Here is a 20,013-nt window from a genome sequence, read left to right on the forward strand (position 1 = left end):
ACATTTGCTCAGCGCTTGGAACCCGGGGATGCAAATGTTGGAACCCGACTCTTAGCTTCGCGCTTTGGTCCGACCCGGCATGGGTTTACCAAAAGGACCTTTTCCCTCTCCCGACGTACTCTATGTTATCTGTCAGATGTAACCTTGAAATATGAACCCTAACTGAACAGGTCATGTATTTTCCAGTCCTATCGCGTATCGCAACCCAATAGTTGTGATTAACCAATTTTTTTAATCTTCTCATATAAAAAGCAAAAAGACGGTTTCTCCCGCGATCAGGGTAACCATAGGCCAAGGCAAACATAGGATCGATCGATGTACACCTTGCGTGACCTTGCTTCGAAGGCTCAGCTACCGCGTGATGAAACGCGCGGCGCAGAGACGCTTGAGCAATGGAACCAGGCTTTGGCGCAGAACCATGCGCCGTCCTATCCGCGGGCGGCGTCTGTCTCGGCCCCTGTTTCCGGGCCAGTTCCCGAGGAGGCAGTTGCCGATAGGCCCTCTGCACCGCATCTGGAAGAGCCGGAAGCAAAGTCAACCGGTGACGGGCTCATGTTGCCGGAAATCGACCTCTGGGCTGCGCTGGAATGGGTGCGCGCCCGCTGGATATGGATTGTCATTCTCGCCGTTGCCGGTGCGCTGGCAGGCCTTGCCTATGGCATGACGGCCAAGCCACGCTATACGGCCTATACGGATATGCTGGTGCCGCCATCCGGTTTGCAGCTGCTGCCCAACGATATTTATGCCCAGAGCCTTCAGGCCGACAGCCAGATTCTCGACATTGAAAGCAAGATGAAAATGCTTGTGTCGGGCAATGTGCTGCGTCGCGTCGTGCAGAATCTCAATTTGCAGAACGATGCTGAGTTCGTTCCGCCGCCAGCCAGTTTCGATCTGCGCGCGCTGCTGGGTCTCGGCAAGCCGAAGGACGCATCGGACGACACACTGACGGCAGTGCGCGCCTTGTCGCAGCGCATTGTCGTAACCCGTCCCGAACGATCCTACCTCGTGACGATTGGCGTCTGGACCGACAATCCCGAAAAATCCGTCAAGGTTGCCGACGCGCTAGCGAAGTCTTTCCAGGAAGAAGTTGCCGAGGCCGATGCCGACGGTGCAGGTCGTGCTGCCGCCGCATTGTCTGAACGCCTGACCTCCTTGCAGAAAGCTGCCACGGACGCCGAAGAAAAAGTTGCCGCTTTCCGTCGCGCGCATGGGCTTCAGACGACCGGTGGCGAACTGGTCAGCGCCCAGTCCATGGCGCAGATCAACACCAAGCTGCTCGATGCCAAATCGCGCCAGACGGATGCCAGCACTCGTTACAATGAGCTGACCCGCGATACGGGTAGCCCGGTCGGTCCGGCAAGCACGCTGCAATCGCCGACCATGACCAATCTGCGCAGCCAGTATGCGACGCTGAAGCAGCGCTATGATGCGCTGACCATGACCTATGGTCCGCGCTATCCGGAACTCATCAATACGCAGCGCCAGATCGCCGGGCTGGAGCAGCAGATCGCCGCCGAACGCTCACGTATTCTGCAATCGGCAAAGGTCGATCTGGATCAGGCCAATGCGGTTGTCGATGCGCTCAATGCGCAGGCCGCGACCGCGCGCTCGGCTGTGGCACTCGACAATGATGCGCAGGTGCAGTTGTCCGATCTCGAACGTGACATGACCGCCAAGGTTTCGATCTACAACACATTCCTGACGCGCTCGACTGAAACGCATCAGCGCCAGCAGCTCGATGCCACCAATATCCGTGTGATCTCCACAGCAATCCCGCCCGTCAGCCGCAGCTGGCCGCCGCGCACCGTGTTGCTCGGCGCAGGCGGTGGTTTCGTCGGCATGGGTCTCGGTGTGGCGCTCGCGCTTGCTCTGGGTTATCTTGGCGCATGGCGGAGAAATCGGGAGAGCCGTGTCTGATCTTGCTTCACATCGGCGTGTCGCGGCCCGTGCACCAATCAAGGCACAGGCCCATGATCTGACGTCGGTGTCGTCATCCTTCGGCGCCGCTCTCTTTCTCATCATGATTTTGTTTCTGTGGGTCGGCATCAGTCCTTACCCCGGAACCAGTGCCGAGATCGGTGCAAGCGCGTCGGCGGGTCAATCGAACCTGCTGAACCAGCTGATGACGCTGACGATTTCCATGGGCTTTCTTGCCTGCGGTCTGAGCAGCCCGCTTCGCAAGACCATTCTTCAGCCGCGTGTGCTGCTGGTGACCCTGTTCATCTGGATGTTCGTGACGGCCATTCTCTCGGCCCATCCCAGCATTGCAAGCCGCAAGGTGGTTCTGTCGATCCTGACGGCGCTCAACGCCAGCATATTCCTGCTGTTGCCACGCTCTGAAAACCAGATGGCGCGCCTGTTGCTGATCGGCTCGTTCATCACGCTTGGCTTTGCCTATTTCGGCGTCATCTTCCTGCCGAGCAGGGCGATCCATCAGGGCACCGACGTGCTGGAACCGATGCTGGCAGGCGCGTGGCGCGGACATTTTCCGCACAAGAACGCGGCCGCAGCAGCACTGGTGCTGCTCAGTTTCTTCGGGCTTTATGGCTGGCAAAAGGGTTACCGCAAAGCTGGCGGGCTTGTGGTGGCGTTGTGTGTTTTCTTCCTGCTGCATACGGGCGGCAAGACATCGACGGCCATGCTTCCCTTCATCGCTTTCATGTCTCTCATCTTCACGCACTGGCGCTGGACACGCATTCCAATCGCCATTGGTGGGGTAGCTGCATTCAATTTTGTGGCCGTGGGTGCTGCGGTTTCCGACCCCATCCGCCAGCTCATCACGAGCCTTGGTATTGACGCGACATTTACCAACCGCGCCGATATTTGGCGCATAGCCTTTTCAGCAGTCGCTAAAAAGCCGATATTTGGCTACGGGCTGGACTCGTTCTGGAAGACACCAGAAATGGTCTATGCCGGAGGAGGCGGAGCGACATGGGCAGTCGCAGCTTTCAACGCGCATAATGCCTATCTGGATATGATGATCAATGCGGGTGTGTTTGGCCTGATCCTTATACTGATCTGGCTGATCATCCTGCCGCTACGTTATATCAGGGCAGCGGAAGCGACTGGGAATGATCCTGCATTGACGCTTCTGTTCAGCCGTCTGTGGTTATACGGCCTCTATGCATCTTGCATGGAAAGCACGTTTTTCCAGAACGGCAGCTCTGTTTGGTTTTGTTTGATGGTAGCCATTTTCGGCATGCGTCTTCAGGCGAAGGCGCGACTTGTGAGTTAAGCTTTTTGGGGCAAAGGCTTGGTAAAAACAATGGAACACGACAGATTGGGCTGGGCAAGGGCACGTTTGGACCGGCTGAACAACAGATTGCATGACGCGCTGAGTCGTAGCTTTCCGTTGCGGCCATTTCCGCTTCCGAAGGGACGGCGGATCATCAGCTTCACATTCGACGATGTTCCCGATACCGCCGAAAGCGTAGGCGCGAAGATACTGGAACAATACGGCTTTCACGGCACGTTTTATATTGCCGGTGGTCTGGTTGGTTCCGTCGAGGCGCATCGGCAACTGATCACGGAAGAAGGCCTCCGCAGGCTGGCACAGGCCGGGCACGACATTGGCTGTCACACATTCACGCATTGGAATGTGCCCTCGGTCGGCATGCGCGATCTCGCCGCCGATCTTGACCGCAACCATGCTTATTTGGGCGAGATCGAACCGGATCGGGTCGGACAGCGCAATTTCGCCTATCCCTATTGCGCGTCGTCGGTGCTGTCGCGCGGCCTGTTTTCCGACCGTTTTGCGACCTGCCGCAGCGGCGGCGAGCGCATCAATCGCGACGCGGTCGATCTGGCCTTTCTGGAAGCCGTCGAAATACGGCAGCCGGAGCATCATGCGGAACAACTGACCCGCTGGATAGACGATCTTGTCGCAAGTCCGGGCTGGTTGATCTTCTATACGCATGATATCAGCGATAGGCCGACACCGTTCGGTTGCACGCCGGAAACCTTCGAAAAGCTGGTGTCCCATGCGGCGCAGAGCGGCGTTGAGGTATTGTCGATACGCGATACGCTGGCTCATATCGGAGCAGATGGAGGTGCTCCCTGATGAAAGCAGCCGACCCGGATCACCGCTTGCTGGCGATCAATAATTATTTTTATCGGCGCGGCGGGGCTGAGGCGGTCTTTCTCGACCATATCAAGCTCTTTTCCGACATTGGCTGGGAGACGGCTCCCTTTGCCATGCAACATCCGGACAATTTCGCTTCCGACTGGTCTTCCTATTTCGTGTCTGAAATCGAATATGGGCGCGAGAGCGGCCTCCTCACCAAAGTGGCGCAGGCGGGCAAGATCATCTATTCATGGGAAGCACGCGACCGCATCAAGGCGCTGATCGAGCGTTTCCGGCCAAGCGTCGCCCATGCCCATAATGTCTATCACCACCTGTCGCCCTCGATCTTTCCGGTGTTGAAAGCGGCGGGCGTGCCGACCGTCATGACCGCGCATGACCTGAAGCTTGCATGCCCGGCCTACAAGATGCTGTCGCATAACCAGATCTGCGAGCGCTGCAAGGGCGGGCGCATCTACAATGTCGCGCTTCACAAATGCATCAAGGATTCGACAGCGCTGAGCGGGCTGGTTTTCGTGGAAACCGCCATACACCGCACGCTCGGCCTTTATCGCAACACGCTCGACCGCATCGTGGTGCCGAGCCGGTTCTATATTTCCAAGCTGATCGAATGGGGCTGGCCGGAGGAAAAGCTGGTCTATATCCCGAACTTCGCGCAGACCGATAATCTCGAACCCTTTGAGCATGAAGGCGACTACTTTGCCTATGTCGGACGTCTTGCCCCCGAAAAGGGGATCGGCACGCTGATCCGCGCGGCGGCAATCTCCGGGCAGAAGCTGATCGTGGCCGGGACAGGACCGGAGGAGCAATCCTTGCGCGCGCTGGCTGCTGAAACCGGCGGTGATGTCACCTTTGCGGGCTATGTCTCGGGCGAGCGGCTGCATCGGCTGATCGGCGAGGCCAAGGCGCTGATCCTGCCATCGGAATGGTATGAAAATGCGCCGATCAGCATTTTGGAAGCCTATGCGCTTGGCGTGCCGGTCATTGGTGCTGACATTGGCGGCATTCCCGAAATGATCGTACCGGGTGAAACCGGCATGGTGGCCAGAACCGGCGATCCGGAAGACCTTGCTCGCGTCATGAGCGAAGCTGCCAGTCTGACGCCGCAAGCGCGGCGCAAGATGGGTCGTCTGGGCCGCACATGGGCAGGACAGGAATTCTCGCCGGAAGCTTACCGGAACCGGACACTGGAACTTTACGCGGAACTGGGAGCGCTTTGATGGGACAAGGGGCTAAAAAGCGACGCGTCATGATGCTCGGCCTGCGCGGCATACCCAATGTGCAGGGCGGCGTGGAACGTCATGTCGAAGAACTGGCCCGTCTTTACATCGCCAAGGGTTGGGATGTGGAAGTGGTGGGCCGCAGCCCCTATCTCGACCGGAAGCAGCCCTATGTCTGGGAAGGCGTCAAGGTCACGCCGATCTGGGCGCCGACGTCGATGAAGTTTGAAGCCATCGTGCATACATTTCTCGGTGTGCTGCGCGCCGGTTTCACGCGCCCCGACATTTTGCATATTCACGCCATCGGCCCAGCGCTGGTGACGCCGCTTGCGCGGCTGCTCGGTTTGCGGACGGTCGTGACCCATCACGGTTTTGACTACAACCGCCAGAAATGGGGACGTCTGGCGCGCACGACATTGAAGCTTGGCGAAAAATGGGGGATGCGCTTTGCAAGCGCCCGCATCGCCGTCTCCAACGATATCGCGAAAACGGTTGAGCAACGCTATAACGTTCCCGTCACCTTCATCCCGAACGGCGTCACCCTGCGGGAACCCAGCCGCGATCCGAGCTGGCTTGAAAAGCATGGGCTTGCTCCCAGCCGCTATATCGCGCTGGTCGCCCGCATAGTGCCCGAAAAACGCCAGCTCGATCTGATCGAAGCCTTTGCCAAGCTCTCCGATCCATCGCTGAAACTGGCCCTGATCGGCTCGGCTGAATACACCGCCGACTATGCCGGAGAGGTTCGCGCCCGCGTCGAGGCTGTGCCGGGCGTGGTGCTGACCGGCGCATTGCAGGGTGAGGAATTATCTGCGCTTTTCAGTCAGGCTGGACTTTTCGTGTTGCCATCGAGCCACGAAGGCATGCCCATCGCACTTCTGGAGGCCATGGGCTACGGGCTCAATGTGCTGGCCAGCGACATCACAGCCAATATGGAAGTCGGACTGCCCGACGACGATTATTTCCCGCTCGGCGATATTGAAGCGCTGAAAAACGCGCTGCGCCGCAAGACCGATAACCCGCTGACGGCTGAACAGTCGCAGCAACTCATCGACTGGATCGCCCGCGACTATAGCTGGGACGGCATCGCGGACCGGACGCTGAAGGTCTATGAGGAGGGGAATAGGGGAGTAAGTGAGTAGGGCAGTATGTGATCGGAATAGGGTGCGGGCAAAGAAAAAGGGAGCTGCCGACGATATCGTCAGACATACTCCCTTATTCCCTTACTCACCTATTCCCTTAGATCAGCGTGCCCGGCGCCGTTCTGCCGTTGGCTGGAAAGCCATACGCGAGTGGTACTTGCAATAAGGGCTGGATTCGCAGGATTCGCTGCCGCAGAAGTGGAAATCTTCGTTCAGCGGATCGCCAATCGGCCATTTGCAGGTGCGTTCGCTCAGCTGCAACAGGGTGAGGCGGCGCGAAATAGGCACCACCACATCCGAAGCCGGCTTGATGACGGTCTCGGTCACCACTTCAGCGGCATATTCCATCTGAAGCGCCGTTGCGCCGACCGTCTTGGTAACGGTTGCCGTGCGCATCGTCGTCGTATGGGTGGTATGCGTGCTGCCGCCCGTATGCTGCGTCACAGGACGCGGCGCTGCTGCAACCGTATTCACTTTCTTGCTGCGTGGAGCAGCGGTCGTCGTCTTACCGCGACCTGAAAGCTTCAGACGGTGCACTTTGCCGATCACTGCATTGCGGCTGACGCCGCCAAGCTGTGCAGCGATCTGGCTTGCGCTCAAGCCTTCGCTCCACAGTTTCTTCAGTAGTTCAACGCGTTCGTCTGTCCAGTTCATCGCCCTGGGCTCCAATCATTTTCGTTATCCGGAATCCACCAGTGTTCCCGGATTGCTCCAGGCGCAAACACCATATCTATCCGGGTGACTAGGTCCGCCGCACGAAATGTAGCTTTTTTCTTTAAAGAGAAACTACATTACCGGATGACTCCATGACAAGGGATAGCCCTGTCAGGCAGATTCCATTTTTAGGGTTTTCCCCAACTTGGGTGGCAAAGACGGTTTTTCTTTGGTCCTGTGGTGCATTTTTGAACACCTGGAAGAGAGAAGCCGCCGCACGAACCCTGTCGTGGAAACTGGGCACTATATATAGGGCGTGCGACGGTCGCGCTACCCCGCTTGCCGAATTGTTGCGGAAAGTCTGATATGCCCATCATGCAAGGCTTGGGCAAAGCTTAGGCAAAGCTCAGACGTGCGGACATAAAATGCATGAACTCATGCGCAAAGATGAGCGACAATCCGGGCTTAGTTTGATTGACATTTTTTTCGCGAGCGCCAATATACGCCCATGAATAATTGTGCCGCCCGGTGGGCGGCTTTTTATTTCGGCAGGCTTTTCACGCGCGAGGCGCATGATCCACCTGCTGCAATCCTGTGATGACCGGCCGGAGAGAGGGTCGGATTATCGCTCAAAATGGCAAAGGCTGACAGTCCGTTTTCCTCGGATATGCAGCATTTAGAAGGGCTTATGGAGGCCTGATTGCAATGACCGACGCTACGACCGTGCAACCGCTTTACGACACCTATAATCGTGCGGCTCTGCGCTTCGAGCGAGGTGAGGGCATCTGGCTGATCACCGAAACCGGCGAGCGCTATCTCGATTTTGCGGCTGGCATCGCGGTGAACTCCCTTGGCCATTCGCATCCACATCTGGTCGAGGCCCTGAAAAATCAGGCTGAAAAGCTGTGGCATCTGTCCAATCTTTATGAAGTTCCCGGACAGGAAAAGCTCGGCCAGCGTCTGGTCGACAACACATTTGCCGACAAGGTCTTCTTCACCAATTCCGGCGCGGAAGCGCTTGAATGCGCGATCAAGACCGCACGTCGCTATCATTTCGCGAACGGCCATCCGGAGCGTTTCCGGATCATCACCTTTGAAGGCGCGTTCCATGGCCGCACGCTTGCGACCATCGCTGCCGGTGGTCAGGCCAAGTATCTAGAAGGTTTCGGCCCGAAGGTCGAAGGCTTCGATCAGGTGCCGTTCGGCGACGAGGCTGCCTTGCGCGCTGCTATTACCGATGAAACCGCCGGTATTCTGCTTGAGCCCGTGCAGGGCGAGGGCGGTCTGCGCGGCTTCCCGGAAGAGTTCATGCGCCTTATCCGTCAGATCTGTGACGACAAGGGCTTGCTTTTGATCCTCGACGAAGTCCAGACCGGCGTTGGCCGTACCGGCAAGCTGTTTGCCCATGAATGGTCGGGCGTTACGCCGGACATCATGGCTGTGGCCAAGGGTATTGGCGGCGGTTTCCCGGTTGGCGCCTGCCTTGCGACGGCTGAAGCCGCCAAGGGCATGGTTGCCGGTGTGCATGGCACGACCTATGGCGGCAATCCGCTGGCCATGGCTGTCGGCAATGCGGTGCTGGATGTCGTGCTGTCTGACGGTTTCCTGGAAAATGTTCAGGCCACCGCGCTTGTCATGAAGCAGGGCCTTGCCTCGATCATCGACCGGTTCCCGAATGTGGTTTCCGAAGTTCGCGGTCGCGGTCTTCTGATGGGTATCAAGTGCGTTGTTCCGAACACCACGCTCATTCAGGCGCTGCGTGATGAGCATTTCCTGAGCGTTGGCGCTGGCGACAATGTCGTCCGTCTGCTGCCGCCGCTGATTACGACGCCGGAAGAAGCCCGTGAGGCGCTGAACCGCATCGAAACGGCCGTGGAACGGCTTTCCGTCGCAAATCCGATCAGCAAGACGGCGTAATCATGGCTCAGGATAACGGTATCAAGCACTTCCTCGATCTGTCTTCCGTCCCGGGAAGCGAATTGCGCTCCATCCTTGAGGATGCAAAGGTGCGCAAGGCGCGCCTGAAGGCGGGCGAGATTGAAAAGCCATTTGCCGGCAAGGTGCTGGCGATGATTTTCGAAAAGCCGTCGACACGCACCCGCGTGTCGTTCGATGTCGGTATGCGCCAGCTCGGCGGTGAAACGCTGATGCTCACCGGCTCGGAAATGCAGCTCGGCCGCAGCGAAACCATCGCTGATACGGCGAAGGTCCTGTCGCGCTATGTGGATGCGATCATGATCCGCACCACATCGCATGACCGTATGCTGGAACTGGCCGAATATGCGACCGTTCCGGTCATTAATGCATTGACCGACGACACCCACCCTTGTCAGATCATGGCCGACGTTCTTACATATGAGGAACATCGCGGCTCGATCAAAGGCAAAACCTTTGCCTGGATGGGGGACGGCAACAACGTCCTGCATTCGCTTGTGGAAGCCGCGGCGCGGTTTGACTTCAACGTCAATATCGCGACGCCGGAAGGCAGCGAGCCAAACCAGCACTTTATTGACTGGGCCAGGGCGCACGGTGCGGACATCATGTCCACGACAGACCCGGAGAAAGCGGCAAGCGGTGTGGATTGCATCGTGACCGACACCTGGGTTTCGATGGGACAGGAAGACCGCGCCCGTGGACACAATGTGTTCATGCCCTATCAGGTCAATGCAAGGCTGATGGCGCAAGCTGATCCGAAGGCGCTCTTCATGCATTGCCTGCCTGCGCATCGCGGGGAGGAAGTGACCAACGAAGTGATCGACGGGCCGCAATCGGTCGTGTTCGATGAAGCCGAAAACAGGCTCCACGCCCAGAAGGCCATTCTGGCCTGGTGCCTGCAAGGCGCGTGATTGGAGTTTTCTGTGGCTGAGGATACCAGCAACATTCATATCGAAGCCGAAAACGGCCAGTCGGGTCCCAAGCTCGATCTGGGTGATTTCGGCTTCGCAGGCGACAATGCGGTCGTGCCCTTCCAGGTGGAAGGGCTCGATGTGCGCGGTCGCGCGGTTCAGCTCGGCACGAGCATCGACGCCATTCTGAAACGGCATAAATATCCTGAGGAAGTGGCCCGCCTGCTGGCTGAGGCGACGGTTCTGACCGTTTTGCTTGGCACTTCGCTCAAATTCGAAGGCAAGTTCATCTTCCAGACCCAGTCCGACGGTCCGGTGGACATGCTGGTGGTGGATTTCAGCACGCCGCATGCGGTACGCGCCTATGCGCGTTTCGATGATGAGCGCCTGAAAGACGCCATCGCCGCTGGCAAGACAGAGCCGGAAGAGCTGCTAGGTCGCGGCACGCTGGCCTTCACGGTGGATCAGGGCGCCTATATGCAGCGCTATCAGGGCATCGTGGCGCTTGACGGCTCGACGCTGGAAGAAATCGCGACGACCTATTTCCGCCAGTCGGAACAGATCCCGACCGATCTGAAGCTCAGCGTTGCCAAGCTGGTCGAACGGGGTGCCGATGGCAAGCTCGTCGAACAATGGCGCGCTGGCGGACTGATCATCCAGTTCCTGCCGGAATCGGAACTGCGCGCGCGCATTCCCGATTTGCCGGGTGGGGACGGCGACGACAATGAAGCCGTGCATCATCCGGTGGATGACGCCTGGGATGAGGCGCGGTCGCTGGTTGGAACCATCGAAAGCTCGGAACTGACCGATCCGACGATTGGCTCCGAACGGCTGCTCTATCGCCTGTTCCACGAACGCGGCGTGCGCGTCTTCAACGCCATCAAGGTGGTGGACGAATGCTCCTGCTCGCGTGAGAAAATCCAGGGTGTCCTGGCGGGTTTCACCGCCGAGGAAATTCAGGACAGCATTGAGAACGGCAAGGTTTCGGTGACCTGCGAATTCTGCTCGACCAGCTACGAGTTCGATCCCGCGCTGTTTGCGAAGTAAGGAATGAGAATAATGAAAAGCCGGGGCGGTTCAGGAGAGCCGCCCCGGCTTTTCTATGTCTAGTGATGCAGTTGCGGCTCGGCTTGGCTTAATTCAGCGTGCGGCGCTGCTCGGGCACATCCAGCGAGAAAGCCGGAATATCCACTTCGAATGTGTTGCCGGTCGGGTTTTGCATCTGATAACGGCCAACCATCACGCCGGACGATGTGGTCAGCGGGCAGCCAGACGAATACTGGAACGAGTCACCCGGATCGAGAACAGGCTGTTCGCCCACGACACCGGCTCCGCGCACTTCCTCGACGCGGCCATTGGCGTCGGTAATCTGCCAGTAGCGCGAGCGCAGCTGCACCGTGTCGGACGAATTATTGGCGATTGTAATGCGATAGCCCCAGACATAGCGATTGTCTTCGGGGGCCGACTCTTCTTCCAGATAAAACGGCTCAACCGTTATTTCGATCCCCTGCGTCACCGCCCTATACATCGCATCCGCCTTTATCATGTGCCTGATGTCCACCTATCGCCAAAGTTGCGTTGGAGGTCAACGCGAAGCGGTAATCTGGACAGGGTCAGCGAGGTAGATTTTCTGCGTTTGGATCGTTCTTGCGGGGGATTGCAGCGAAAAGGTCACATTTTTTAAGACGAAACACCGTCTTTGGCATGATCCCGATATGCTTCAGGATGAAAATGGACAGAAATCGAGCTGATTATCCGGCCCGATTCCATTGAGCCGGATAATCACTTGCAGGTATTTAGCGAACCGCTGCCTTCAGCGCTTCTTCGACGTCTTCCATGAGATCGTCGGTATCTTCAAGGCCGACCGAAATGCGCAGCACGCCATCGGAAATGCCCAGCTCGGCCTTGGCCTCATCGCTGAGGTTCTTGTGCGTCGTGGTGGCCGGGTGGGTGATCAGGCTCTTGGCGTCGCCCAGATTGTTGGAGATGCTGAACACCTGCAGCGCATTTTCGAACTTGAACGCGGCGTCCTTGCCGCCTTCCAGTTCCAGCGCGATCAGGGTTGAACCGCCGGTCATCTGCTTGGCGATGATATCCGCCTGCGGATGGTCGGCGCGGCCCGGATAGATGACGCGCTTGACGCCCGGCTTGCCTGCGAGAACATCGGCAACGGCAGCCGCCGACTGCGTCATCTGGCGCACGCGCACGGACAGCGTTTCCAGACCCTTCAGCATGATCCACGCATTGAACGGGCTCATACCGGGACCGGTGTGGCGATAATAGTCCTGAAGCGTGTTCTCGACCCATTCGCGGTCCGACAGCACGATGCCGCCAAGGCAGCGGCCCTGACCGTCAATATGCTTGGTGGTCGAATAGACGACGATATGCGCGCCAAGCTCCAGCGGCTTCTGGTAAAGCGGGGTCGCGAAGACATTGTCGACGATGAGCTTCGCACCGGCTTCATTGGCCACCTGGGCCACGGCGGCGATGTCGATGATTTCGAGCGTCGGGTTCGACGGGCTTTCGAGGAACATCACCTTGGTGTTCGGGCGAACGGCGGCTTTCCAGTTTGCGATATCCGAGCCGTCGACGATCGAGATTTCCACGCCGTAGCGCGGCAGCAGGGTCTCGACGATATAACGACACGAGCCAAATACGGCGCGCGCGGAAATCACATGATCACCCGCCTGCACCTGACACAGAATGGCGGCGGCGACAGCAGCCATGCCGGAAGCCGTGGCACGGCCTTCCTCGGCGCCTTCCAGCGCGCACATGCGCTTTTCGAACATGTCCGTGGTGGGGTTGGCATAACGCGAATAGATGAAACCCGGATTTTCGCCTTTGAAGCGCGCTTCGGCGGCTTCGGCATCGGGGTAGAGGAAACCCTGCGTGAGGAACATCGCTTCCGACATTTCGGCGAAACCGGAGCGAAGCGAACCGGCATGCACGAGCTGTGTCGCGGGGCGGAACTTGCGGGTAGTCTCAGTCGTCATTTTTCCAACCTGTCAAAAGCTGGTCGGCCGGGACGCCCAAAAGCGTTTAGTGGCATCTCGGCGGCCAATAAAAAACCGGCCCAAAAGGCCGGTAACGAACCGCGGCCCTTTTTAGCGAATTCTTTAACGTGGCTGCAAGCCGGCCGGCCAAATCACCACGGAACACATTTTCCTTATGCCTGTTGTGCAAGGTCGTCAATGCCAGGATAGCGAGTTTTGAGGAAAAGCCTGCCTCATCGGTTTGCGATTGAGTTCGATTCCTGCGGAAAACCCCGTTTCTCCGGGCGCTAAGGGTTGGCATCGGGCCTTTGAGTGGTCAAAGGTCTTTTGAAGAATTGCTCAGACTATGGAGTACGAGGTCGATGGCGCAAAGAGATGCGGGAATTCTGGCGGATGCGGATATCGCTGCGCTGTTCGAAAGCGGTTTGCTGGCTTCGCCGCGCCCATTGGATGCCGACCAGATCCAGCCTGCGAGCCTCGATCTCCGCCTTGGCGCAAAGGCCTATCGCGTTCGCGCCTCCTTCATGCCGGGTCCGGGCACGCCGGTCATCGACAAACTCGAGCGCCTCAAGCTGCATGAGATCGACCTGACCGCAGGCGCGGTTCTCGAAACCGGCTGCGTCTATATCGTGCCTCTGTTGGAAAGCCTTTCGCTGTCGCCGCAACTGTCGGCTTCCGCCAATCCGAAAAGCTCGACCGGTCGTCTCGACATATTCACCCGTGTGATTGTCGATGGCGCGCAGGAATTCGACAAGGTGCCTGCCGGTTACAAGGGGCCGCTTTATCTGGAAGTCAGCCCGCGCACATTCCCGATTGTTGCGCGCACCGGCTCGCGCCTGTCGCAGATTCGCTTCCGCAAGGGCCGTGCCCAGCTGGATGAGACGGAACTCGCCGCGCTGCACGATTCCGAGACGCTGGTGGCTGCTGAAATGCCGAATATTTCCGGTGGCGGTATTGCGCTTTCCGTCGATCTTTCCGGTGGTCCGGACAGGCTGATCGGCTATCGCGGCAAGCATCACACGGCCGTTGTCGATGTGGACAAGCGCGCCGCCAATGATGTGCTCGATTTCTGGGAGCCGATCTATGATCGCGGCGCGCGCGAGCTGGTGCTCGACCCGGATGAATTCTATATCCTCGTCTCGCGTGAAGCCGTGCATGTGCCGCCGCTCTACGCCGCAGAGATGACGCCTTTCGATCCGCTGGTCGGTGAGTTCCGCGTTCATTATGCGGGCTTCTTCGATCCGGGCTTCGGTCATAGTGCGGCTGGCGGCACGGGCAGCCGCGCGGTTCTCGAAGTGCGCAGCCATGAAGTGCCGTTCATTCTGGAACATGGCCAGATCGTCGGTCGCCTTGTCTATGAGCATATGCTGAACCGCCCGAAGGCGCTTTACGGCACCGATCTTGGTTCCAACTATCAGGCGCAGCAGTTGAAGCTTTCCAAGCATTTTCGTTGACGGCACGAGTAACTCCGCGCAGATATGTGACAAGGGCGGAGGAGAGCGACTGACGTGGCAAACGGAACGGGATTGGATACAAGCCGAAGGCCGGATTTACAAAACGCGCAAGGCGAAGCTCAGCCACGCAGGCTGTCGGTTGGCATTGTCGCGCTGCCGGGTTTTACGCTGACGGCGCTGAGCCTTTTTCTCGATCCTTTCCGTCTGGCTGCCGATGATCGTGACAAGAGCCGCCAGATCCGTTGCGCCTGGAAAATCTGTACGCTGTCCGGCGATCCGGTTGCGTCCAGCTCCGGCATGGTGATCGAACCGACGGCTCCCATCGGCGAACTTGACGAATGCGATTATGTCGCCGTCGTCGGCGGGGTGCTTGCCCAGTATCGTCCGCGCCAGCAGGCATTGATCGATCTCATCAAGCGCGCCGACAAACGCGGCAAGACCGTGGTGGGGCTTTGCACCGCCGCTTTCCTTCTGGCAGAGGGAAACTTGCTTGAAGACCGCAATTGCTGTGTGAACTGGTTCCACCGCGACGATTTTCTCGACCTGTTCGACGGCTATACCGCTGACACGACTAGCCTGTTTCACCGCAGCGGGCGGCACTATACCTGCGCGGGTGGACTGGGAGCGGCGTCGCTGGCCCTCTCCATTATCCAGAACGAGATTTCCGAGGAACTGGCGCGCAAGAGTGCGTCGATCCTGATGATCCCTTACGAGCTGGTGCGCTCGGAACAGCCAGCGCTCAGCTTCAACGGCGTGCGCTCGCCGATGATCCGCAAGGCCATCCGCATTTTCGAGGAAACGCTGGAAGACCCGGTGCCCATGATCGACGTAGCCCGCAGGCTCGGCATCTCGGTACGACAGATGGAACGCGGCTTCCGGTTGGCGCTGGAACGCACGGCCTTCGAAGTGCGCGAAGAATTGCGGGTCAAGAAAGCAAAGGAACTGCTGGCCGAAACAGGATTGTCGCTTCTGGATGTGGCCGTCGCCAGCGGCTTTACCGATACGCGCAGCATGAACCGGTCCTTTTCGCGCCAGAAGCAGAAGGCTCCACGCGATTATCGTAAGCAAAGATAGAGCCTGCTCCAAAAGTCGCCCTGTGTGGCTGCAAATGGCAATTTTCTACGTTCCGGTGCTCACGTACCTTTAAGTACGCTGCGCTCCGGTACTCGAAAATCACCATTTTCGCACACACATGCCGCTTTTTGATTCAGGTCTTTAGGTTCAGACGCTGAAAACTTGCGGATGTCATCATCACAGCCTATGTCTTGCGCGATGAATCTGTCCGCATGGCGGCAATCGAGACGCAGGAGATTTGCATGTCTGATGGTGTAAACCGTTTTCTTGGCGATACGCCTGCCCGCATCATTGTCAAGCTGGTGCTGATCTCGCTGGTGGTCGGCGTTGTCATGAGCGCGTTCCACTGGACGCCCTATGACATTCTGTGGGGCATTCGCGATTTCTTCCTGCGCCTGTGGAATATGGGCTTCTCTGCCGTCGCCCGTTTTGCCGATTATCTTATTCTGGGCGCAGCCGTTGTCATCCCTGCCTTTATTTTGCTCCGTATCCTCAGCTATCGCAAATAGCAGATATTGGCAGCAGGATTAAACATTCGGACGATGCAGCAAAAACAAGGATTTATGCTTTCCCGGCGTGGCTTTCTGGTGCTCGCCGGGGGCGCGGTTTCGCTCTCCGTTTTGCCGTTTGGCGCGGCTGAGGCGGCGACAAATGTGGTGAGCGCTGGCGATCCCACCGGGCTTTTCAACGCCATCCGCAAGGCAAATGGCCTTTCGATGATGGCGACCGATTCCAAGCTGGAACAGGCTGCGCTTTATCAGGCAAAGCGCATGGCAAGCTATGGCAAGATTGGCCACAGCGTGGGCTGGGGCAATGGGTTCGTTGCGCGGTTGCGTCAGGCGGGCATTCGCGGGCCAGCGGCTGAAAACGTCGCATCCGGCCAGTCGAGCACCGAGGCGGTATTCGACGCCTGGATGAAATCGCCCGGCCATCGCAAGAATATGCTCGATCCCACATTCAGCCATTACGGCCTTGCCTGGGCAACGCCGGAAAACAAGCCCAATCGAATTTATTGGGCGATGATGCTGGGCCTCTGACACTGCAGCGCAGCGCGTGATTTCTCCTGACATAGAGCTGTCAGGAGCTGCGACAATCTATTGGCCGAATTCTCTGTAGTTTCGAGCGATTCCAGAGTAGACGTTCTCGAACAACAGGCATGAATTCGGGGACAGTTGACTATGGATCAGTCGCAGCGCGTTGGAAGCGTTACGAGGCCGTTCGATGTGACGCATCGCATGGTCATGCTGATCGCTATTCCTATGACACTAGCCGCCGTTACGACGCCACTGCTGGGCCTCGTCGATATGGGCGTGGTCGGGCAAATGGGCAAGGCCGAGCTGATCGGCGGACTGGCCATCGGCGCGCTGGTGTTCGACTTCCTGCTATCCATGTTCAATTTCCTGCGCTCCGGCACCACCGGTCTGGTGGCGCAGGCCATGGGTGCTGAAGACGCCGTCGAAGAACAGGCGATCTTCTGGCGCGCCATCATCATCGCTGTCGCAGCTGGCGGACTGATGATCCTGACCTTGCCGCTGACACTGGCGGCGGCCTCGAGCTTCATGCATCCGACAAGCGCAACCCAGGAAGCCATGGCGACCTATGTGTCGATCCGTATGCTGGCGGCCCCGGTTGCTCTCATCAATTACTCCGTGCTGGGACTGGTGCTCGGACGCGGGCAGGGACTGCTCGGCCTTGGCCTTCAGGTTCTGCTCAACGGCATCAACATTGTGCTGTGCATTGTTCTCGGTCTGGAACTCGGCTGGGGTGTGACGGGCGTGGCATGGGCCACGGTCACCGGTGAAACGGTCGCGGCGATTGTCGGCCTTTTTCTGGTGGTCCGGCATTTCCGCAAGGACGCAACCAAGCGCCCAAGCCGCCAGCGCATTTTCCAGAAGGAAGGCATTGTGCGCATGTTCGCGGTCAATCGCGATATCATGATCCGCTCCTTCCTGCTTTTGACGGCTTTTGCCTTCTTCACACGTGCAGGCTCTGATCTCGGACCGGTGACGCTTGCGGCCAATGCCGTGCTGATGAACTTCTTCCTCGTGGCAGGCTTTTTCCTTGATGGTATGGCAGCCGCCGCCGAACAGATTGTCGGGCGGTCCATCGGTGCCCGCTATAGCCCGGCCTTTGTGCGCGGCGCGAAGCTGACCTTTGCTTGGGGGCTGGTGATGGCAAGCATCATCGCCTTCGCGCTTCTGGTTTTCGGTGACCCGATCATCGGCCTCTTGTCCAAAGCCGAGGATGTGCATGCCGAGGCGCTCAAATATCTGCCGTGGGCCGCACTGACCGGTATGACCGGGCTGCTCGCCTTCCATATGGATGGTGTCTATATCGGGGCCACATGGTCGCGCGACATGCGCAACATGATGTTCCTGTCGCTGGCCTTCTTCATGGCCGTGCTTTATGCGGCAAAGCCCGCGATGGGCAATCACGGGCTTTGGCTGGCGCTCAATCTGTTCCTGTCCGTGCGCGGCATCACGCTTCTGGCGATGCTGCCGCGCCGTTACAGGCTGGAATTCACGAGATAATCAGGCAGGCAGCTGACGGGCTGCCCAGTCTTTTGCGTCGCGGTCGCGCAGCTCGGCAATATTGGCAACGCCTTCGCGTTTGACCGCTGCCGACAGCCCGCGCAGGATATCACTCGGCAGACCCGGGCCACGATAGATGAGACCCGTATAAAGCTGCACCAGATCGGCTCCGGCCTTGATCTTGGTCAGGGCGGTTTCTGCACTGTCGATGCCGCCAACGCCGATCAACGGCATGTCCGGGCCGACGCGCTCACGCATGCGGGCCAGCACCACGGTTGACCGTTCAAACAGCGGCGCACCGGAAAGCCCGCCGGTTTCATCGCGGTTTTCGGCGCTTTTCAGCCCCGTGCGCGACAGGGTCGTGTTGGAAACGATGATCCCGTCCAGCTTCTGCTCGGTGGCCTCGGCGGCAATATCGTCCAGTTCCTCATCGGCCAGATCAGGCGCGATCTTGAGGAATACTGGACGCTTCAGCGTGCACATGCTGCCCTCTTCGTTACGCGCTTCCAGCACGCGGCTCAAAAGCTCGCGCAAACTGTCGCGCGCCTGAAGATTGCGCAGGCCCGGCGTGTTGGGCGAGGAAATATTGACGGTGAAATAGCGCGCCAGCTGGTAGAACCGGCGAATGCCCGCCACGTAATCGGCGATGCGATCTTCCGCATCCTTGTTGGCGCCGATATTGACACCGACAATGCCGCTCTTGCCTGCGCGCTGCGACAGGCGCTTGAAAGCGGCCTCGTGGCCTTCATTGTTGAAGCCGAGGCGATTGATGACGGCCTTGTCATCCACGAGGCGGAAAATGCGCGGACGCGGATTGCCGCTTTGCGGGCGCGGCGTGATGGTGCCGATTTCGGTGAAGCCGAAGCCGAGCTTCAAAAGCGCATCCGGCACTTCGGCATTCTTGTCATAGCCGGCGGCCATGCCGAGCGGGTTGGGAAACTGCAATCCCGCAATCTTCACGGACAATGCGGGATCGCTCGGCGCATTGCAGCTTACGAGCCCGGTCTTGAGCCCTGCAATGGACAGGCCATGCGCCTGTTCGGCGTCGAAAGAGAAGAGGGCGCGCCGGCCGAGAGTTTCAAAAAGTCCGCTCATTCGTCTTTCAGCTCCGGGAAAATATGAAGTCCGTCATTATCGAGCAGCAAGGGCTCGACAGTCACGACCGCATCAAGCGGAAGGTCCGCATAGAGATGAGGAAAAAGCGCGCCGCCGCGCGAGGCCTCATATTTAAGGTTTTCACCAAGACGGGTCGCGTCCACGCTCACAAGAACCAAGTTGCTCTGGTTCGCAAAATGCTTAGCCGCCGTTTCGCGCACCTGTGTTGCAGTAGAGAAATGGATATAGCCATCGGCAATATCAACCGGCGCGCCCGTAAAGCTTCCCGCCTTTTCCGCTTGCGCCCAGAGGTCGCGCGGGGCGATCTTGTAGATGATCTTGTTGGTCATGGCTGCTCTCTAGACCGAAATTGTCAGGAAATCAAAGACCCAAAGCATTTCCAGCAAAAGTGCGAAGCGTCTACTTGGGGAAATCAGTCCACTGGACTGATTTCTGATCCCGCTTCGATGCGCGGGATAATGCGTAAAAGCAAACACTTGAAGCGGTTTGCATGATTTCGTTCTTAATTGGAACCGCTACAGGGGGGATGCGGACTAAAACTTGGACCACCAGGAGGTAGTTCATGTATTCCCATGCAGACAGAATTCGCGCCGTTGAGCTGTATATCCAGCTTGGCAAGCGAGTTAAGGCGACGATCCGCCAATTGGGTTATCCGACAAAGAATGCGCTGAGAAACTGGTATCGCGAATACCAGCAACATCAAGACCTGCGTGTTGGTTGTGTGGCTCGCGCACCGAAGTTTTCTGAGGCCCGGAAGCAGGCGGCGCTTGAACACTACCGCACTCACGATCGCTGTATCTCTGCGACGATGAGGGCGTTGGGCTATCCAGGTCGTGGAACTTTGACAGCATGGGTTCGAGAAGCGTTTCCAGAGACGAGGACTTCGATGGTCGGTCGCTCCTGGC

At 58.3% G+C, this 20,013-nt stretch carries 18 protein-coding genes, 2 pseudogenes and 1 riboswitch; of the genes and pseudogenes, 15 read left to right on the forward strand and 5 right to left on the reverse strand.

Annotated features, from left to right (window positions below; all coding sequences use genetic code 11):
* Positions 1–315 precede the first annotated feature (315 nt).
* Genes ACTJKP_RS02830 through ACTJKP_RS02850 form a run of 5 tightly spaced genes read left to right on the forward strand, consistent with a single transcriptional unit; the run spans position 316 to position 6,440 of the window.
* A complete protein-coding gene (locus tag ACTJKP_RS02830; RefSeq protein ID WP_440629606.1) occupies positions 316–1,917 on the forward strand; it encodes a GumC family protein in 1,602 nt (533 codons plus the stop codon).
* Positions 1,910–3,235 (forward strand): O-antigen ligase family protein, encoded by a 1,326-nt coding sequence (locus ACTJKP_RS02835; RefSeq protein WP_440629607.1) that lies wholly within the window; start codon positions 1,910–1,912, stop codon positions 3,233–3,235. The genes ACTJKP_RS02830 and ACTJKP_RS02835 overlap by 8 nt, the downstream gene beginning before the upstream one ends.
* A gap of 30 nt (positions 3,236–3,265) precedes the next feature.
* Entirely contained in the window at positions 3,266–4,060 is a 795-nt protein-coding gene (locus tag ACTJKP_RS02840) for a polysaccharide deacetylase family protein (protein ID WP_440629608.1), read from the forward strand.
* Entirely contained in the window at positions 4,060–5,301 is a 1,242-nt protein-coding gene (locus tag ACTJKP_RS02845; protein ID WP_440629609.1) for a glycosyltransferase family 4 protein, read from the forward strand. The genes ACTJKP_RS02840 and ACTJKP_RS02845 overlap by 1 nt, the downstream gene beginning before the upstream one ends.
* Positions 5,301–6,440: a glycosyltransferase family 4 protein gene (locus ACTJKP_RS02850; RefSeq protein WP_440629610.1), complete on the forward strand. Its 1,140-nt coding sequence runs from the start codon at positions 5,301–5,303 to the stop codon at positions 6,438–6,440. The genes ACTJKP_RS02845 and ACTJKP_RS02850 overlap by 1 nt, the downstream gene beginning before the upstream one ends.
* 102 nt (positions 6,441–6,542) lie before the next feature.
* Here the strand turns inward: ACTJKP_RS02850 and ACTJKP_RS02855 are convergent, their stop codons facing one another.
* Positions 6,543–7,094 (reverse strand): GcrA family cell cycle regulator, encoded by a 552-nt coding sequence (locus ACTJKP_RS02855; RefSeq protein WP_078337909.1) that lies wholly within the window; start codon positions 7,092–7,094, stop codon positions 6,543–6,545.
* A 705-nt stretch (positions 7,095–7,799) separates the two neighbouring features.
* On the opposite strand from ACTJKP_RS02855, the gene ACTJKP_RS02860 reads away from it, so the two are divergent.
* The 3 genes from ACTJKP_RS02860 to ACTJKP_RS02870 are packed head-to-tail and all read left to right on the forward strand — an operon-like array spanning position 7,800 to position 10,987.
* On the forward strand, positions 7,800–9,011 hold the full coding sequence (locus ACTJKP_RS02860; protein WP_440629611.1) for an aspartate aminotransferase family protein: 1,212 nt from the start codon (positions 7,800–7,802) through the stop codon (positions 9,009–9,011).
* A 2-nt stretch (positions 9,012–9,013) separates the two neighbouring features.
* Positions 9,014–9,940, forward strand: coding sequence for an ornithine carbamoyltransferase (gene argF / locus ACTJKP_RS02865; protein ID WP_078337911.1), 927 nt, complete (start codon positions 9,014–9,016; stop codon positions 9,938–9,940).
* A gap of 12 nt (positions 9,941–9,952) precedes the next feature.
* Positions 9,953–10,987 (forward strand): Hsp33 family molecular chaperone, encoded by a 1,035-nt coding sequence (locus ACTJKP_RS02870; RefSeq protein ID WP_078338111.1) that lies wholly within the window; start codon positions 9,953–9,955, stop codon positions 10,985–10,987.
* 88 nt (positions 10,988–11,075) lie between these two features.
* Here the strand turns inward: ACTJKP_RS02870 and apaG are convergent, their stop codons facing one another.
* Both apaG and ACTJKP_RS02880 read right to left on the reverse strand, forming a co-directional pair.
* Positions 11,076–11,468 carry a Co2+/Mg2+ efflux protein ApaG gene (apaG, locus tag ACTJKP_RS02875; protein ID WP_078337912.1) on the reverse strand — a complete coding sequence of 131 codons (393 nt, stop codon included), beginning with the start codon at positions 11,466–11,468 and terminating at the stop codon, positions 11,076–11,078.
* A 268-nt stretch (positions 11,469–11,736) separates the two neighbouring features.
* Complete coding sequence (locus ACTJKP_RS02880) at positions 11,737–12,933, reverse strand: O-succinylhomoserine sulfhydrylase (protein WP_440629612.1); 1,197 nt, start codon at positions 12,931–12,933, stop codon at positions 11,737–11,739.
* A gap of 89 nt (positions 12,934–13,022) precedes the next feature.
* Positions 13,023–13,102, reverse strand: a riboswitch (SAM riboswitch).
* A 193-nt stretch (positions 13,103–13,295) separates the two neighbouring features.
* On the opposite strand from ACTJKP_RS02880, the gene ACTJKP_RS02885 reads away from it, so the two are divergent.
* The 6 genes and pseudogenes from ACTJKP_RS02885 (at position 13,296) to ACTJKP_RS02910 (ending at position 17,992) form a co-directional block, all read left to right on the forward strand.
* Positions 13,296–14,387, forward strand: a complete 1,092-nt coding sequence (locus tag ACTJKP_RS02885) for a 2'-deoxycytidine 5'-triphosphate deaminase (protein WP_440629613.1) — start codon at positions 13,296–13,298, stop codon at positions 14,385–14,387.
* Between the two features lie 72 nt (positions 14,388–14,459).
* Positions 14,460–15,461 carry a GlxA family transcriptional regulator gene (locus ACTJKP_RS02890; protein WP_440629633.1) on the forward strand — a complete coding sequence of 334 codons (1,002 nt, stop codon included), beginning with the start codon at positions 14,460–14,462 and terminating at the stop codon, positions 15,459–15,461.
* A gap of 34 nt (positions 15,462–15,495) precedes the next feature.
* Positions 15,496–15,607 (forward strand): annotated as a pseudogene (locus ACTJKP_RS02895) (flagellar basal body P-ring protein FlgI); the annotation flags it as partial.
* Between the two features lie 96 nt (positions 15,608–15,703).
* Positions 15,704–15,970 carry a DUF6460 domain-containing protein gene (locus ACTJKP_RS02900; RefSeq protein ID WP_078338112.1) on the forward strand — a complete coding sequence of 89 codons (267 nt, stop codon included), beginning with the start codon at positions 15,704–15,706 and terminating at the stop codon, positions 15,968–15,970.
* A 33-nt stretch (positions 15,971–16,003) separates the two neighbouring features.
* The gene (locus ACTJKP_RS02905) at positions 16,004–16,498 is read left to right on the forward strand and encodes a CAP domain-containing protein (RefSeq protein WP_440629614.1); all 495 of its coding nucleotides are present in this window, start codon (positions 16,004–16,006) and stop codon (positions 16,496–16,498) included.
* 141 nt (positions 16,499–16,639) lie between these two features.
* On the forward strand, positions 16,640–17,992 hold the full coding sequence (locus tag ACTJKP_RS02910) for an MATE family efflux transporter (protein WP_440629615.1): 1,353 nt from the start codon (positions 16,640–16,642) through the stop codon (positions 17,990–17,992).
* Here the strand turns inward: ACTJKP_RS02910 and ACTJKP_RS02915 are convergent, their stop codons facing one another.
* Entirely contained in the window at positions 17,993–19,087 is a 1,095-nt protein-coding gene (locus ACTJKP_RS02915; RefSeq protein WP_440629616.1) for a quinone-dependent dihydroorotate dehydrogenase, read from the reverse strand.
* Positions 19,084–19,437, reverse strand: coding sequence for a DUF952 domain-containing protein (locus tag ACTJKP_RS02920; RefSeq protein ID WP_440629617.1), 354 nt, complete (start codon positions 19,435–19,437; stop codon positions 19,084–19,086). Before ACTJKP_RS02920 ends, ACTJKP_RS02915 begins: the two co-directional genes overlap by 4 nt.
* A gap of 233 nt (positions 19,438–19,670) precedes the next feature.
* Between ACTJKP_RS02920 and ACTJKP_RS02925 the strand changes: the two are divergent.
* A pseudogene (locus ACTJKP_RS02925) lies at positions 19,671–20,013 on the forward strand (IS3 family transposase); the annotation flags it as partial.

Origin of the sequence: Brucella sp. 22210 (assembly GCF_052045675.1) — a bacterium.
In the GTDB taxonomy this organism is placed as follows: domain Bacteria; phylum Pseudomonadota; class Alphaproteobacteria; order Rhizobiales; family Rhizobiaceae; genus Brucella.